Source organism: Vibrio sp. BS-M-Sm-2 (assembly GCF_041504345.1).
GTDB lineage: Bacteria > Pseudomonadota > Gammaproteobacteria > Enterobacterales > Vibrionaceae > Vibrio > Vibrio satsumensis.
This window is the reverse complement of sequence record NZ_CP167894.1, coordinates 3,400,632-3,419,991: the sequence shown is the minus strand read 5'-3', so window position 1 is coordinate 3,419,991 and position 19,360 is coordinate 3,400,632. Positions and strand designations below refer to the sequence as shown.

Annotated in this window: 2 protein-coding genes; one reads left to right on the top strand and one right to left on the bottom strand. The window is 45.3% G+C overall.

Annotation, left to right across the window (positions count from 1 at the left end):
- The first annotated feature begins 78 nt into the window (after nt 1-78).
- Nucleotides 79-843, top strand: a complete 765-nt coding sequence (locus AB8613_RS15505) for a transporter substrate-binding domain-containing protein (protein WP_372384088.1) — start codon at nt 79-81, stop codon at nt 841-843.
- A 75-nt stretch (nt 844-918) separates the two neighbouring features.
- Here AB8613_RS15505 and AB8613_RS15500 read toward each other — a convergent pair whose 3' ends face one another.
- On the bottom strand, nt 919-18,861 hold the full coding sequence (locus AB8613_RS15500) for a retention module-containing protein (RefSeq protein ID WP_372384087.1): 17,943 nt from the start codon (nt 18,859-18,861) through the stop codon (nt 919-921).
- Nucleotides 18,862-19,360: the final 499 nt, after the last annotated feature.

Below are 19,360 nucleotides of genomic sequence, written 5' to 3'. Positions count from 1 at the left end.
ACTTTCCAATGGTTTGATCTCTTTCTGCTTTTCTTTCTGTTACTTTTAACAACTAGACAAACACAACAGATAATTACAATGAAAAAAACATCACTATTACTTGCTTCCATTGCTCTGGCTCTTTCTGGTGTCGCACAAGCTGACCAGCTAGAAGACATCCAAAAATCAGGCACACTTCGTGTCGGCACCACCGGCGACTACAAACCTTTTTCTTACTTTGACGGCAAAACCTACTCTGGTTATGACATTGACGTAGCCAAGCATGTTGCTGAGCAGTTGGGCGTTGAATTACAGATTGTTCGTACCACATGGAAAGATCTGCTAACCGACCTAGACAGCGATAAATACGACATCGCGATGGGCGGTATCACACGTAAAATGCAGCGCCAGTTAAACGCAGAACAAACTCAGGGCTACATGACCTTTGGTAAGTGTTTCTTAGTTGCGAAAGGCAAAGCAGAACAATACAACAGCATTGAGAAAGTGAACCTCTCTTCTGTTCGTGTTGGCGTGAATATTGGCGGCACTAACGAGATTTTTGCGGATGCTAACTTGCAAGACGCGAGCTTCACACGTTACGAGAACAACCTAGACGTTCCGCAAGCCGTTGCGGAAGGTAAAGTTGATGTAATGGTGACAGAAACTCCTGAAGGTCTGTTCTATCAAGTGACTGACGAACGTCTTGAAGCGGCACGCTGTGAAACACCATTTACCAACAGCCAATTCGGTTACCTGATTCCAAAAGGTGAACAACGTTTGTTGAACACCGTGAACTTCATTATGGATGAAATGAAATTGAAAGGCGTTGAAGAAGAGTTCCTGATCCACAACTCTCTTAAGTAACTCTTTTCGATTTATACAGTGACAAAAAAGAGGCCAGCAATGCTGGCCTCTTTCATTATGGTTTAATGGTTCGCTTTAACCGTGAGTGATCACATTCTGCTGTACTAGTGCATCCAGAATATCCGAAGGCATAGTGCCACTTAAGGTTAGCTGAGGAGCAAGGTCTTCAACCACAATCACTTGCTCTGCGGTGCCCAAACCATCAGGGGTGATGGTTAGCTCTACATCATTTCCATCCACTTTTGCATCAATATGTTGTAACAGCGTCGTCATGTTTACAGTGGCATCTTTCAGTTCCGGCAACACCTCTCGTAGGTCAATCTGATCGCCTTCAGATAGATTGAAATCGGTAATGGTGTCTTCAACGCCATCTTCAATATTGAGCCATACAAACGAATCCATACCATTGCCACCGGTTAGAATATCGGAACCGCCGCCACCAATGAGTGTGTCGTTACCATCACCGCCAACCAGCGTATCGTCACCCGCTCCACCTACAAGTCGGTCATTTCCAGTACCGCCAGTGAGGTTGGTATCAAAGTTACTCGCTAAAAGTTGCACATCGTCTGTTTCAGAAGACAGATCGAGATCTATTGGATTGGCAACAATATTGAGATTCAGATCGATGTTTTGAGATATCGCAATATCGTTGTTGTCCGCCTCTTCAGATACCGCCTCAACTTTCAAGGTGTAATTACCCGGGGTTAACGGTTTACCTAATGATGACTGCTCGACGAGTCTTAGACTATCAATCGCATCAGCGGTCGCTATCCAAGTATCACCCACCAGCGAAACCGTACCCACATCACTGGTTACATCAACACCATCCGGAACATCACTGATCTTCAACGTTAACTCTTCAGTAATGTCCGTCAATGCAGCGACAATTCCAACTAAAGCGACTCCACTATTAGCGACCACAGATGAGCTGGTCGTAATATTTCTCACATAGTTGAATGCCGGATCAATAGACAAGGTTGGCGCATTCGCCACTGGTGTCACCGCGATGTTATAAACCACTGGCGCAGTTTCAATCGCGATACCAGAAGGGTTACCGCTGTCTTTGGCGATGACTTCCAATCCAATGCTATTGGTTGGAGACAAGCTCGCATCGAGGTAAACACCACTTGGACTGGTTGGCGTATCAATCAGAGCATTCAAATCGTTAAGAGTACCGACTAAGATGATCGAACCGGTGTTGTTGCCGTTAACCATCACAGTCGTCCCTGCTGGGAGTGCTACATTCAATGTGCCGTAATCCACTGTCAGCGTGACTGTCATTAAGTCATTAGCATAGGAATCAACATAATCGGGGTCAGTGACATTAATGCCACTCAACAACTGACCGGCGTCTTCGTCAATTAAATTAGTGACGTTGTCACCATTAACAATAGGCGTATCGTTAACGCCTTGCACCACAACACTGATTTCTGCTGTATCCGTTAGGAAGTCATCAGCCCCGTTGGTTGTGCCATTGTCTTCCACGGTGTAAATGAATTTAACGTCGCCATTGTAATCATCGGCTGCTGTGAATACCCAATATGGGCCGTTGATCGAGTTGTCATCCGCACCACCGGCATTTTCGAACTTCTGAATCTGTCCCTGACCTTGGTCGATAACGACTCCAGTCACGGTAATGGCATCGCCCTCAGGATCAGTCGTCGCTGCAATCAGGTCTTCAGCTTTGATGATCAATTGGCCTTCTTCAAGCATGGTACCCAAGTCAACATTGGTTGCCACTGGCTGATCATTCACTTCTGTCACCACAACGCTGATTTCTGCAGTATCCGTTAAGAAGTCATCAGCACCGTTAGTCGTGCCATTGTCTTCTACGGTATAAGTGAACTTAACGTCCCCGTTATAATCATCTGCAGCCGTAAATACCCAGTATGGGCCATTAATCGAGTTGTCGTCCGCACCACCGACATTTTCGAACTTCTGAAGCTGCCCCTGACCTTGGTCGATAACGACTCCAGTCACGGTGATGGCATCGCCCTCAGGATCGGTCGTCGCTGCAATCAGGTCTTCAGCTTTGATGATCAACTGACCTTCTTCAAGCATGGTACCCAAGTCAACATTGGTTGCTACCGGTTGGTCATTGACTTCTGTTACTACAAGGCTGATTTCCGCATTGTCTGTTAGGAAGTCATCCACACCGTTGGTGGTACCATCATCGATGATGCTGTAATCGAATTTAACGTCACCGTTGAAATCATCAGCAGCCGTAAATATCCAAAATGGGCCCGTAATCGCAGCGTTATCAGCACCACCAGCGTTTTCAAAGCGCTGTAATTGACCTTGGCCTTGAGTAAGGGTCACACCCGTTACGGTGAGGTTATGATTTTCAAGGTCAGAGCTTGCTGTAATTAAATCACCTTCAACGATAACAAGCTGGCCTTCCTCGGCAATCGAGCCCAGATCAACGTTGTTTGCCACCGGAGCATCATTCACTTCCATCACCTTAATGGTGAAGGTAGTTTGATTGGTTTGAGCGGTATTCGGATCACCCGCGTCAATCAGACCGTTATTACCACCGTCATCGAGCGTTGCATTGATCGTCACTAACCCACCCTGACTAAGGTAATTCTGGTCTGGGTCTGGTTTGAAGGTCACCGCTCCATTGGTCAATGCCGTATTGATGTCGGCCTCTTTACCCGTAATCACCAGCGAGCCATCAGGTTGCAATACAAACGTCACATCTGGAGAGCTTGTAAACTCAAATACGCCCTGTGCTCCCGGCAATGTTTGGTCAATTTCCAACGTCAGTACATACGGTGCATCCGGATTATCAAAATTAGCGTCTACGTCGTAGATGCTAAAGTTGTCAATCGCCACACCATTTGAGTCTTCTTGCGTTTCAAGATTGGTGACATTCACAAACGTTGGTTGATCGTTAATAGGATCAATCACTAAATCAACATCAAAGCTCGTTGGAGTACCTAAGTATTCCGTGTTGTCAGCGTCTGTATCCACAGAGCGAACCGTAATTTGCAATGGCCCATTGATACCAAGCGCATTGCCTGTATCACTATTATGTTCCCCAGAATTGAATACGATCTTATCGAGTGACTGAGCAGGAACATCAAGTGTCCAAAGCTGCGTCGCCGGATCGTAGCTAGCCAATGTCGTGCCATCTGGATAGAAAATAGAAGCATCTTGAGGCACACCCGCCACTTCAACTCGAAGTGTTTCAGGAGCATTTTCAGTAAACGTCCCACTTCCTGTTGCAGACAGTTCTTTGTCCAAAATAGTCGCATTGATTTCGATATCAATGTTTTGACCTTCATTGCCTGTCACAGAATCGGTTGGGTTGGTATCTACATCATCGCCCACAGGTACCACATGCAGTTTGAAGCTTGGTAGATTTGCCGCCGCAGTAGGCACACCCAACAAAGATTCTTGAGTGAAGACCTCAACGCCAAACTCAGCGGTACCACTGAAATTTTTAGGAGGTAAAATCGACAACTCACTCAAGTCAAATGACAGCCCTGAGGCTTGCGGTAGTTGAACACTCCATTCACCTCCACCGTTGTTCTTTATCGTGTAAGCTGAACCCGAGTCTGCACTCATCAAGAAGCCGTCTGGCACACCTGTAAACTTAACCGAAACAAACTGCTCAGAGCCATCGAGGTCAGTCAATGCAATAGATACTGGCCCTGTTCCAGACAGTGAAATAGGCTGATCTTCATTACCCGTAATCTCAATCACATCAGGGTCACTGCCCGGCCCTGTGACAAGTACATCATCGACAACCGGAACAACATCAAAACTAACACTCGTATTGAAAGTGTCTGAGTCTGCTGCAGTGCCTACAGGAGAAGCAGGATCATTATAGGATGCTGTATCTGTCACTGTGCCGCTGACATTAATCTGCACTTGGTTAATATCATTTCCAGTTGGATAATTCGCTATTGCCCTAAAGAGCACGTTATCGAGTGCACCAGCCGCGATTTCAGCTTGATTAAACGTCACAGTTGTTCCTAATGACGCGCCCGTATCGTCATAGAATGCCCCTACCGAAGGATCATCCAAGGTCAAGGTAATGGACGTAAACTCTTCTTGACCACCTTCTAAACCTGAAACTTGATCCGAAATGGTCGAGTTGAAGTCGAGCTGAATATAGGTGTCTTCGTAACCTACTGGATCTTGTCCAGCCTGGCCGTCGTTATCAACAGGATTGAAGAGATCATCAAGAGAGCCTACAACATTAACTTCAATTGTTGGGTCCGTTTCTGCATCTGGTGCTACCTTAATAACCACCTCTGTGTCTAACGTCTTCTCATCACCCGATAGAAGGTCTTTAGTCACGATCGAGATTGGCAACCTAAAGTCACCAGAATAGTCTGCAGGTAAATTGAGCAGCAACCCAGCAAAGTCTGTTGAAACACCCTGTTCTACGGTTGTCTCAAATACATATTTTCCGTTAACGAAATCAATATCACTATTGCCAGATACGCTGATTGAGAATGTAACTTCATTTGGCGTTCCTGGATTTATAGTGATGCTGTCGTCGATAACAATCGTTACTTGGTCAGTCGAGTCGTCTTCACCCGAGAAGGTAATCAAGCTATTTAATGCTATACCAAGATCGAGTTGTGTATCTTCAATGGCATCAATAACACTGTCTGGCACTAGAGCAATGTCAGCAGCAACTTTATCTGGGGCTGTCAGCACTTCAGGATAAGAAAGCGTGACCTCTCCCGTACGTTGCACTTGAGCAGACGTCTCATTGTTAGCATCACCAGGATCTGATACCAAGGTGAAAATTGTCATCTTGATATCATTGAAATCAGTAACGACATCATCTGCATCATTGGCAGGGGTGAAATCTAGCCCACGAGGAGCACTGACGCTGAAGGCATCTTCATTGGTTACAACCCAACGGCCACCACCTTCGTATGCAGCCCCGTTAACGACGAGTTGTCCCAACACTTCATCAGACAGCGCACTTCCGTCGGTATTAGTTAACTGGACTATCACTTCATCGACTTGTTCTTCTACTGTGCTTAAATCTGTTTCTTGGTATCGGACAACGTATTCATCCGAAATTGATGTGTTATCACTGTTCGTTGTAAATTTAATTACGCCATTAGCATCAGCCGTAATCGTAGTGAGATCTCCAGTGCCATTTTCGTTTGAAACAACAATCTTGTTGTCGGCATCTCCAGGTTCAACAACCGGTCTTACACGCACATCAATCGAGCCCGTGATTGTGGCTGTTGCAATCCCCTGACCAGGATCAGTTGCATCAACATACTCATGATCTCTTTCTTCAATCATGACAACCGTATTAAGCGTAAAGTCGGTGCTCGAATCTTGAGCTGGCGTTATCTGGATAAAGTTATTGTTCAGCGCGATCTGAGTAAAGTCTTCTGCCGTCTGACCACTCTTCGGAGTGATGGTTAAAGTACCTGCAGCGGCATCGTAAACCCATGTAACATCGCCATTAACCACAACACTTTCAACATCATTCGGAATGTCACTGATGACTATCGAGGTGAAATGTTCATCATCATCAATATAATCAGTGCCCTCTGGATGCCAATCAATGTTGATCGCGGTATCTTCATCACCATTAGTAACCGTGTTGTACGTCGCAGAAGTATCGATTTTAGGTTCGACTAGCACTCGAATTTCTTGATCGAACGTAAGCGTGTGACCATCGTTCTCAGTCACAATCACTTTACCTTGAATATGAATATTCTCAGTTGAAGAGTCCACAGGTCTGATACGGATCCCTGACGTTTTACCCGCCTCAGTAATATTAGCTTCATAGATAGGTTTAGATAAGTCAGGGCTACCACCCGGCCCGGTTTCGTAACCGACAAAGTTAAGGTCAATAACCGTACCGTCCCCATCCTCCAGAATTACGCCATCAGGAATACCCGAAAGGATAACGGTTATGGATTCTGAACCATCGTCCGGTAATGGTGTGGTGCCAGTCTCCGGTTTTCTCTCACCCGACAATACGGTGAAATCAAGCTCGGCATAGCTATCGCCATTTTGGCTCTCTTGAATCGTCGTTTGCACACCATTTACAGAGCCGTCTGTAATAGCACTCCAAGCCGTGCCATTCGTTCCGCCATAAGGAGTATCAGCAACACCTTTCACCTCAACATTAACCGTTTTAGTCCCCAGGATTTCTTCATCGACTTGAGCACCCGTTGATAGGTTTGCAGTGTCTTTGACTACGCCCGTTACATCGAAGGTGAAATCTACATTGCTGTGTTTGGTTGGAACAACCTCAACGTTTGCTAAATCGGAATACGCTATTTCTTGGTAATCGATACCATTAATAGTGACCGTCGGAACGACATTCGTGGTCCCTAGGAAATAGAGCACCGCACCTTCAGTAATATTGCTGATACGAACAAACAACTCTTCAGAGCCGTCAGCGTCCACCGAGCCGTTCATGGTGATCACTTCGTCCAGCGTGAAGGCATCTTTGTTAGCCAGAGGACCGATATAATCTGGATCATCAATGTTGTCTTCGTTAATACGAATCCTGTTAACACTGAAGGTTCCCGGATCGGCATCGGCAGTCACATCAATGATAATATTCTGTTCGACAGAGCGAGCAGTTGTCTTATCGTTTGCTCCACCATTCGCCGAGTCATCGTATGGGTTGAGTGCCTCTTCTGTAATGGCTGTCGCTTTGAATTCAATTTGCCCAGAGAAGTTATCGATTGGGTTAACCACAGTGCTATTAATATCTGCAGCAGCGATAACGTAAACACCATTAACTGGTGTTAAAACATTGCCGCTTTGATCAAGTAATTCAAACTTGCCGTCGCCTTGAACAGCTTCAAGCTCATAAGTGATGGTTTCCGTTTGGCTATTGTCTTGTGACTCTGCATTCAACTGCAGCGTGACATTGTCTTCATCTTCATTCACTTGATATTGATACGTGCTATTGGCGTCATCCCAAGTCGCGATGTCCGCCACCGCTTCAATTTCGATTCTGAAGTTTGAATTGATAGTGTGATCCAGTGAACCATTGTTATCAATTTCGAGTTCATAGCGAACTCGGCCACCAGTTTCATCTGAACTAGCGTGTTGATCAGGGACGAAAAATAGGTTTTCTATCGTCGCGATAGTTTGTCTTGGTTCATTCGGATTTGGAGCAAAGCTTTGTTCGAGTTGAGGAGGACCAAATATAATGCTCCCATTTGGCTGAGGCACTAATTCAATGTACTTCGAGCTAACACTATCAAAGTAATAAAAAGTACCTTGGTGACTGTCACCTCCATTCGGGCTTTTAATCGTCAACTGCCCAATAGATTCATTGTTATCTTGGTCGTATAAGTTAACTTGCAGAGCAACTTGCGCTGGCGCATTAGGCAGACCACTTTGGTTATCTTGATCATTCTCAAAAGCGGGTTCGTCACCCGATGCGTAAGGTATCGTTAAATCTCTACCCGCATCCTCAAACGTAGTCACTTTCAGCGAGATAGCTGACGAATTTCGATCTGTAATAGTGATATCTAATGGTGTTTCTGATGTATCTAAATCCCCATCTGTTGCAATCACATTAATAGAGAAATCTATTGTCTCACCGTTATGCTCTAGATAACTGTTAGCTCTAAACTCAACCTCACCATTTGAGTTAATACGCAATCGACCAAGTTCACGGGTATCAACACCTCCATTGGTCTGCTCGTATACTCGAACCTCTTGACTACCATTGTTTAAATCGAAACCATCACTGTAAGGCCCACTATTTCCTGTACGGAAAACGATATCAGCGCCATTGCTAGTAATACCTTCAATTCGACTCAGAACAGCACCATCAGCACCCACATCCGTCGCATTGGCAAACATGTCGACTTTGGAGTTACCATAGCCCTGACCTTCAAGACGAGTAATCGACTGGGTTGTCACCAGTGGAACATCATCAGTCACGGTAATTTTCAAATCGATAGCATTCGACTGGTCTTGGTCGAAATCTTCGGCCACGACAGAGAAATCAAGCTCTATGGTGTTTTCATCCGTGCCATCAGGGTGTTTAAGTGGTTTGAACAACTCAAATTGATAACTGTTATTTGAGGTATCAAAAATGATTTCAAACACAGGCTGATTGCTGGTTACCGTCTGAGCAACATAAGTGAAGGTTGTGCCGCTTTGTGAAACAGGCAGCCACTCTAAGCTTTCTCCATCAGAGGTTAAGCCCGCGATAACTAAGTCTTCATCGACCAGTTCATACTTAACAACGCCATCGGCACCTTCATCAACCGTGAATAGTCCGTTAATAAAGGTATCTTCGGATTGATCCGAACCAATCCCAGCAAGATCATCTTCATCAACAACCGTTTCACCTGTTGGCGCACTCATTACTGGCACATCATCGAGCACTTCGATTGGCAATACATATTGATTAGAGTCATCACCGTCACCATCAACCGCAACGACATCGAATGGAATCGTTAAGGTATTGGAATTCGGGCTTGTTGGATGGTTTAGAGGACCTAACAACGTAAACGTATAAGAGCCGTCATTCGCTAACGCGAGCGTGAAGATAGGAGTACCGCTTGTCGTCGTACCTTGATAGGTGGTTGTGTTCGCGGCTCCTGTGACTTCTGTAATAGAAATCGCTTCAGTTCCAGAGGTCAATGTCGCTTCAAGCGCAGAGATATTGCGCAGTTCGTAAACCTCTACTTGGTCAGCACCTTCTGTGGTAACAAATGCACCTGTCGCTTGTGAAACCACAGAGCCCAAGTCATCTTCATCAACCACAAACGTACTCGCAACCGTCGTATCAGTTATGACTGGCACGTCATCAGTAATAGTAACCGTAAGAGGTTTCATCACAGAATCGGTATTGTCTTGGTCGACTGCGATCACTGGTAAAGTGAAGATTTGATCGTTGTTGCCTTGCACAGGCAGATGATCGAGCTCTTCCAATAAAGTGAACGTGTATTCGCCTAGCACCACACTACTAAAAGTGATAGTGAAAATATCGGTTTGGACACCACCACTTTCAACGTAACCAATATAATGATCGCTATTTAGAGGATCTTCTTTTAACTGAACCACCAAACCATCCGCTTTCAAATCGCCCGACGTGTTGAACTGGGTGGTATCAATACGGAAATGACTCACATCATCACTTCCCGCTGTGAAAGTAATCGTTTCAGTTTGGCTCACAGGTAAGCTCGGAGATGAGCCATCCACAAGATTCGCTTCTTCCAATGCAACCGTTGGTACCGTATCAATTACCGGTGGAGCACCATCTGAAATCGTCAGTGTCACAGTCGAAGTGACAATATCGCCGTCTTTATCTTCTGATGTCACGGTAATGGTCTTAACGATGTCACCACCGGAATGATCCAGATTTCGATTCGGCTCAAAGCGCATATCACCTTCAAGCGTGATAAACAGCGAACCTTCCGTAAATACGAACTCTTGCTCACCAGTATTGCTTTGCACCAGAGATTCTTCAGGCTGACTACCATAAGTAAATTTGGTTATGGTGGCGCCATCGGCACTTTGTGCAGGCATCACATCAAATGTCGTTGTGGTAGGCGTGCCCGTACTTGGCTCTGTGATGCTAAGAGCACCAGATTGCATCAATTGAACGTCATCACTGATGGTCACAGAAAGCGGTTTAGACGTTGAAATATCGCCATCGGTGTCTTGTGCATACACAGACAAATCAAAGCTGAGATCGTTGTTTCCTAATCCGTCGACATGATCCAAACGCTCTAACAAAGTAAACGTGTACTCACTCGGGTTGGTGTTATCAAATTCTAGAGTGAAGATAACTTTCTCAATACCCGAGCCATCCGTTGTGAATGCTATGTAGTCACCTGAACCAGCAGGCTCTTCACGCAAGCTCAACTCAAGGCCATCAGACTTCAATACACCGCTGTTATTAAACAACCCTACTTCGACGACAATTTTCTCGATGTCATCACTGCTTGCAAGTGAAGTAATGGTTTGGGTCACGCTGACTGGGCTGCCACTCGGCGTTGAACCATCAGCCAGTAAGCTTTCAGACAAGCTAACACTCGGCACTACATTCAACGTTGGTCCATCACCATCAACGATAGTGAGTGTGACCGTTGAAGAGGAAATATCCTTATCAAAATCAGATGAAGTAAATTCAATCAGCTTAACAATGTCGCCTGCAGAGTGGTCAAGATTACGATTTGGTTCAAACCTCACATCGCCATCCAAAGTGACAAACAGCGAGCCTTCAGTGAAAACAAATTCCTGCTCACCGCTGATGTTTTGATTCAAAGTAATCGCAGCTCCACCGTCATAGGTGAACTGTGTAATGGTTGCCCCATCAGCACTTGGCGTAGGCAAGACATCAACGGTCGAGGTAGTTGGTGTGCCAGTATTTGGCTCTGTGATGGTTAACGTGCCATCTTGCATTTGTTGGAGGTCATCTTGAATGATGACAACAACATCACGCTTAACTGAGTCATCACCATCAGTATCAACTGCATAAACAGGCAAGTTGAAGTTAAGGTCGTTATTGAGAGCGCCATCAACGTGATCGAGTGCCTCAATCAGCGTGAAGGTGAACTGACCTTTATTGACACTATCAAAATCAATGGTGAATACATTGGTTACGTTACCCGCCCCATCATCAGTAAATCCGATGTAATCGCCAGGTGAAGCAGGATCTTCTTTTAGCTGAACAACAAGACCATTTGATTTCAGTACATCACCAGGGTTGAATTCATTGGTCGCAATTCTAAAGTGGCTTAAGTCATCACTACCCACGGTGTAGGTAATGGTTTGTGTTGAACTCACCGCAGAACCACTCGGCGTTGAGCCATCTGCTAGGTTCACTTCCGATAAGTTCACGCTAGGAACAACATCGATTACCGGATCAATACCATCTTGGATCGTTAATGTGACATCCGCGGTATCAGTATCGTTGTCAAAGTCGCTGGTCGTTACAACAATCGTTCTAACAATATCACCCGCTGAATGATCCAGATTTCGATTTGGCTCAAAACGAACTTCGCCTTCAATCGTGATGTACAGTAAACCATCGGTTACGGTAAACACCTGCTCTGTCGATACATTCGGATCTAACGTGACAGCTGTACCACCATCGTAAATAAATTGGGTGACCTTTGCGCCATCAGCACTTTGAGTCGGCATAACATCGATGATTGACGTAGTTGGTGTGCCCGCCACGAGATCAGCCAGTGAAGGCTCAACAATATTCAATGACCCGTCTTGTACACCTTGTACATCATCAGTAATGGTCACTGTCATTGGTGACATTGCAGACTCATCACCATCGGTATCCACTGCTAAAACAGGTACATCGAAGTTTAAAGTGTTGTTCTGCAAGCCATCCGCATGGTCTAACGCTTCAAGCAGTGTAAACGTGTATTGACCTAAATTGGTGCTTGAGAAACTGATCGTGAAGACGTTGGTTTCTACATTAGCACCATCTTTTACAAAGCCAATGTAGTTACCAGAGTTCGCTGGCTGCTCTTTAATCTCAACCTCTAAGCCATTCGACTTCAAAGCCCCCGAAGTATTGAACTGAGCAGGGTCAATTCTGAAATGACTAACATCATCACTACCCTCGGTATAGGTAATCACTTGAGTCATCGATACTGGATTGCCCGTTGGCGCAGAGCCATCAGCCAGATCGACCTCAGAAAGACTCACACCAGGAATGACGTTGATGATTGGTAGATCGCCATCGGTAATGGTTAGCGTTACTGTCGAAGTCACCACATCACTATCAGAGTCGCTTGAACTGACGACTATCGACTTGACGATATCCCCGCCCGAGTGATTAAGGTCGCGGTTCGGTTCAAAGCGCACATCGCCTTGCAGCGTGATATAGAGCGAGCCTTCAGCAACCACAAACTTCTGCTCTCCCGTATTACTCTGGTCAAGCATAAACACTGTGCCGTTGTCGTAATTGATTTGGGTGATGGTCGTACCGTCTGCGCCTTCTTGATCAAGAACATTCACAGTCGTGGTTGTCGGTGTGCCCGAGGCTAAATCAGCCACAGTCGGCTCTTCAATGCTGAGAGCGCCATCCACCATGACTTGAATGTCATCGGTAATCGTTACAGCCAGAGGCGACATCAGAGAGTCATCACCATCACTATCGACCGCGTACACAGGCAAGTTGAACGTTAGGTCGTTATTACCTTGAATTGGTGTGTGGTCAATCGCTTCTAAAAGAGTGAAGGTGTATTCACCTAAAGTCGTGCTGCTAAATGAAAGTGTGAAGACCGTGGTTTCTACATTTGAATTGTCGGTGGTGAAGCCAATGTAATTACCCGATCCCGCAGGCTCTTCTCGAATCTCAATCACAAAGCCATCAGATGTCAGGGTACCGCCAGTATTAAACTCACTCGGCTCTAAGCGGAACTTTTCAACATCATCACTTTGATTCGTGAACGTGATGGTTTCTGTTTGGCTAACCGCACTACCACTTGGTGATGAGCCATCAGCCAGATCCGCTTCTTCAAGTGCCACACTCGGAACAGCATCGATAGTCGGGTTATCGCCATCGGTTATGGTCAAAGTAACGGTTGCTGTCACCGGATCGTTATCAAAGTCATTGGATGTCACGACTATCGACTTAACAATGTCTTCACTAACGGAATGGTCTAAGTTACGGTTGGGCTCAAAGCGCATCTCACCTTGAAGGGTGATGTACAACTCACCTTCTGTGAAACTGAATTGCTGTTCGCCTACGATGCTCTGATCCAACGTTTTAACGATGCCACCAAAAGAAAACTCAGTAACCGTTGCACCATCAGCACTTTGGTTTGGCATTACATCAATGGTATTGGTTGTTACCGTGCCATCAACCAGATTTGGCTCAACGATATCTAGAGTGCCATCTTGCATGATTTGAACATCATCACCGATGGTTACATTAAGTTGAGACACCAAAGAATCATCGCCATCGCTGTCTACCGCATAAACCGGAAGATCAAAGCTCAGATCATTGTTTGCTAGGCCATCCACATGGTCTAACGCTTCCAATAAAGTAAAGGTGTATTCACCAAGGTTCGTGGTCGAGAAGCTAATCGTGAACACCGGAATTTCAGCATTTGAACCATCAGTAATGAAGCCGATATAAGTGCCAGGATTAGCAGAATCTTCTTTTATCTCTACCGCAAACCCATTCGATTTGAGAGCACCGCCGGCATTGAACTCGGTTGGTTCAATGCGGAAACTGGTCACATCATCACTTTGACTAGTAAAGGTAATCGTCTCAGTTTGACTTACAGCACTACCACTTGACGCTGAGCCATCAGCAAGGTTGCTTTCAGACAGAGTAACGCTTGGCACCGTATCAATGGTCGGGATATCACCATCGGTAATCGTCAGTGTGACGGTAGAGGTCACTGTATCCTTATCGAAATCGCTTGAGGTGACCTCGATCTGTTTAACGATATCTCCACCAGTATGGTCGAGATTACGATTCGGCTCGAAGCGAACGTCACCTTGGATAGTGATATACAGTGAACCTTCAGCAACAACGAACTTCTGCTCACCAGTATTGTTCTGGTCAAGCGTTAATACAGCCCCGCCATCATAAGTGAATTGCGTGATGGTCGCACCGTCTGCCCCTTCTTCATCAAACACATTAACGATCGTTGTTGTCGGTGTTCCCGCCGCTAAATCAGCAACCGTCGGCTCGACAATATTTAGAGCCCCATCTTGCATGATTTGAACATCATCACCGATGGTCACATTCAACTGTGACACCAATGAATCATCGCCGTCGCTGTCTACCGCATAAACAGGAAGGTCAAAGCTCAGATCGTTGTTCGCTAAACCATCCACATGGTCTAACGCTTCCAATAAAGTGAAAGTGTATTGGCCTAGGTTAGCACTAGAGAAACTGATCGTGAACACGTTGGTTTCGACGTTCGAACCATCAGTCACAAAACCGATATAGCTACCTGGTGTGCTTGGGTCTGCTTTTAGCTCAACCACCAGCCCATTTGATTTGAGCGCCCCACCAACATTGAACTCTGTCGGTTCAATACGGAAACTCGCCACATCATCACTTTGATTAGTGAAGGTAATCGTCTCTGTTTGACTTACTGCAGCACCGCTTGGCGTAGAACCATCACTCAAATTAGTTTCGGATAAAGTAACACTCGGGACATTATCAATCGTTGGGATGTCACCATCAGCAATAGTCAACGTGACCGTAGAAGTAACAACATCATTATCTGAGTCGCTTGAAGTCACAACTATCGACTTAACGATGTCTCCACTTGTATGGTCGAGATTACGGTTTGGTTCAAAGCGCACATCACCTTGCAGCGTGACATAGAGCGAACCTTCAGCAACCACAAATTTCTGCTCTCCCGTATTGCTCTGGTCAAGCGTAAACACTGTGCCGTTGTCATAATTGATTTGGGTGATGGTCGTGCCGTCAGCCCCTTCTTGATCAAGAACATTCACGGTCGTGGTTGTCGGTGTGCCCGTGGCTAAATCAGCCACAGTCGGCTCTTCAATCGTAAACGCGCTATCTACCATGACCTGGATATCATCGGTGATCGTCACTGCAAGAGGCGACATTAGAGAATCATCGCCATCGCTATCGACTGCGTACACTGGCAAGTTAAACGTTAGGTCGTTGTTACCTTGAATTGGTGTGTGGTCAATCGCTTCTATCAGCGTAAAGGTGTATTCGCCTAATGTCGTGCTACTAAATGCTAGTGTGAAGACTGTGGTCTCGACATTTGAATTGTCGGTGGTGAAGCCAATGTAGTTACCCGATCCCGCTGGCTCTTCTCGAATCTCAATAACTAAACCATCAGATTTTAGAGTACTGCCAGTATTAAACTCACTCGGCTCCAAGCGGAATTTTTCAACATCATCACTTTGGTTGGTAAAAGTGATGGTTTCTGTCTGGCTAACCGCACTACCATTCGGGTTCGAACCATCACTCAGATGAGTTTCAGATAAGCTAACCGTTGGAATAACATCAATGGTTGGGATATCGCCATCAGTGATGGTCAGTGTAACCGTTGAAGTAACCGAATCTTTATCGAAGTCACTTGAGGTCACCACAATCGACTTCACGATGTCTTCGCTCGTGGTATGGTCGAGATCGCGGTTTGGTTCAAATCGCACCTCACCTTGCAGCGTGATGAACAACTCGCCTTCAGTGAAACTAAACTGTTGCTCGCCAGTATCATTCTGGTCAAGCGTTCGAAGTTGACCGTCATAGGTGAACTGAGTAATCGTCGCGCCATCTGCACTTTGATCCGGCATTACATCGATAGTATTCGTTGTAACCTTACCGTCAGCCAGATTAGGCTCAACAATATCTAATGTGCCATCTTGCATGATTTGAACATCATCACCGATAGTCACATTAAGTTGCGAGACCAATGAGTCATCGCCATCGCTGTCTACCGCATAAACTGGAAGATCAAAGCTTAGATCGTTTTTATCTAGGCCATCCACATGGTCCAACGCTTCCAACAAAGTAAAGGTGTATTCACCAAGAGTGGTGGCCGAGAAGCTAATCGTAAACACTGGTATTTCAGTATTTGAACCATCGGTAATGAAGCCGATGTATGTGCCCGGATTCGCTGAATCTTCTTTTATCTCTACCACAAAACCATTCGATTTGAGTGTACCACCTACATTGAACTCGGTTGGCTCAATGCGGAAATTCGCCACATCATCACTACCAGCGGTAAAGGTAATCGTATTGGTTGTGTTTACTGTGCTTCCACTTGGTGCAGAACCATCAGCTAGATTCGTTTCAGATAAAGTAACAGGCGGAATCAGATTAATCGCCGGGTTTTGACCATCGGTAATGCTTAACTCAAGCGTTGAAGTATCAGTGTCCCCATCGCCGTCTTCTGCTAAGAATGAAAACTGTTTTACTATAGTTTCACTACTTGAGTGGTCGATATCACGAGCGACTTCAAAATTGAAATCACCGTTTAATGAGATAGTGACGACACCCTCAGTAAAACCGAAAGTTTGAGTAGCATCGAGGAGCAGGCTTTGATCTAGCGAGTAATCAACACCATCATAATTAAACGATTGAATTGTAGAGCCATCTGCACCTTCAAAGTTGAATAGGTTATACGAAACCACGGTATCGCCCGCTAAAGTCGGCTCAGTGACAGATTCAACCTTATCGACTAACTCAACAACATCATCTGTGACATTAACGAGAATCTCAGCAGCTTCTGGTGTGTTCGAACCTCCAGATAGTGCAGAGCGGTCGCCATCTGCATCAACGGCATAAATTGGCAATGCAAAGGTCAACAACGCGTCTTCAGCGCCTTGGTGAGAAAGCTCTTCATACAGATTAAATTCGTAGCTGCCTAATGAAGGGCTATCGACTTTAACGTCAAAGACTGTAATTCTCGAACCATTGACCTCAACATAACCTTCGTAAGTTCTTACACCGTTGGTTTCATCAATCAACTCAAGTAGCACAGCCTCGCCATTTGAAACCAAGCTGCCACCAGTATTAAACTCTGCTGGTTCAAGTTCATAATGGTCAATGATATCACTTTCAAAAATGTCCGCGGTGATACTGCCGCTGCCTGAAACTGGCGCCGTGCCCTCTTGTGAGCCGCCAACAATGCCCGCTTCATCAACATCAATACTGTCAACATTAGTGATAACAGGGCTATCACCATCAGTGATGGCAATGTTGATGGTATTGGTTACAACATCTTGGTCAAAATCGGTAACCGTGATTGGTAATGCAAACAAAAGAGTGTCGGAGCTCACTTCTTCGATTGGCTTAAACTGTTGGAAATTGTACGTGCCATCGGTATCAAGCGAGATAGTGAGAACAACCTCACCTCGGCCTTGGATGGACAGAGTAATCGTTGTTCCATCATCAGAAAGTCTGGCAAGCGTGTTTTGATTATCACTAAGCAACCCATCAAACTGGTCCAGAGCACTAGCATCAAAGACTGCCGATTGAAGATGATCACTTCCAATAATCGAAAAGGTCCCTTCGATAGCTGCACTACTAGTTTCAACGTTAGTGATAGTCACGCTTTCTGCTGACGGGTCCTCCCAGTCAAACACCGTAACTTGTGCGCTGATTGGTGCTGCTATCGGGTTTCCTGCGGAATCTTCACCTTGAACATCAAAGGCAATATTAATTTGATCGCCAGTATAAGAAACCTGGCCACCACCAATAGAAGGCACATGGTCAATAGGTTGAGAAACTGTTGTGGTCAGCGATAGTTCAATGTTATTTCCAACACTGATAGCTTCAATATCAATGCGTAGTACTTCGTCCGAACCTAGAACACCGACGATAGAATTGGTCGCCGCATCATAAGTGAACGTAACGGGCTGACCACTTGAGGTAATATCACTGTTTAGTTCATTGAGTAGTGAAGCAAGGGATAGTGCTTCTGGAGCGAAGGAATCAGGAGAGAGAGCCAAACTACCAGCAACAATCGTTTCGATAATCGTTAAGGATTGAGGATAGGTATTGCCTGATATCGAGCCTTCATGGAGCTCTTCACTAATAGATTGACCACCCGATGAGAGCGTGATCGATCTAAACTCTTCCCTATCTTCATCAACAGATTGATCTTCTAGGCCTGAAGTTTCAAAGAAGGTCGAAGGACGAGTTTCTATATAGTTGTAATCAATGGTGACAAAGCCCGCATTTGCAGAACCTAGACCGCCACCAGCTGCGGTAGCTTCTAAAATTTGAGTTGGATCGGCACCACCTAAAATGGCTTCTTGAATCGCCGCAAGATCGTCATCAGTAAATGAATCATCAGCAGCTTGCGCCAAATCGATATTCACCTCTCCGGCGACCGGCACATCTGCCCAAGCCAAGTCTTGATCGACACACCCAACACAATTGCCTTCAACCTCAACAGGGCCGCTAGGCAAGCCAATTAGGAGTTCAGCATCATGCGCAGTAATAACAATCTCATTTTCACGGATGATATCGCCAACTGAAATCTTTCTTGCGCTGCCGTCAGGCTTAACTACGACGACATCTCCACTAGTTGCTTCAACTACCGCAACCTGGCGCGAAACTTCGATATCCATACATCCCCCGATGTCACAAAGCACTATTCTCTAGAGCTGTGAAAATTATTTGTAATAGCAATTTCAGGTTTTAATTAAACACATATTTAGCTCTCATCAATGGCAATCCATTGTTATGCCCAATCGGCTTGAAAAGAGAGAAGTATTTCACCTGTTTTTTTATAGTTTACTTACCCTTAAGCCTAGTCTTCCTCATAAAAAATGCCATGTCTGTGCGACGAGACGTCTTTTCACAAATCTAAGTATTGTGGCTGGGATTTGAAAACCTGAGTTAAAAGTTAGTAGGATGCTGATTTATATGCAAATAAATGCACAATGTAATTGCACCTCTTCGTTTTATAAATATATACAGTAATAAGGTTGATAAATCATTAGCGAATATGGGGTATTAATAGAGGTGAGATATGCGTTAACAGCAAAGCAGAGGTAAGTCCCATATTTGAGACAACAGCCAGAGTAAAGATGATGTTTTTCTACCCAGAAAAAATTAAACGACTTG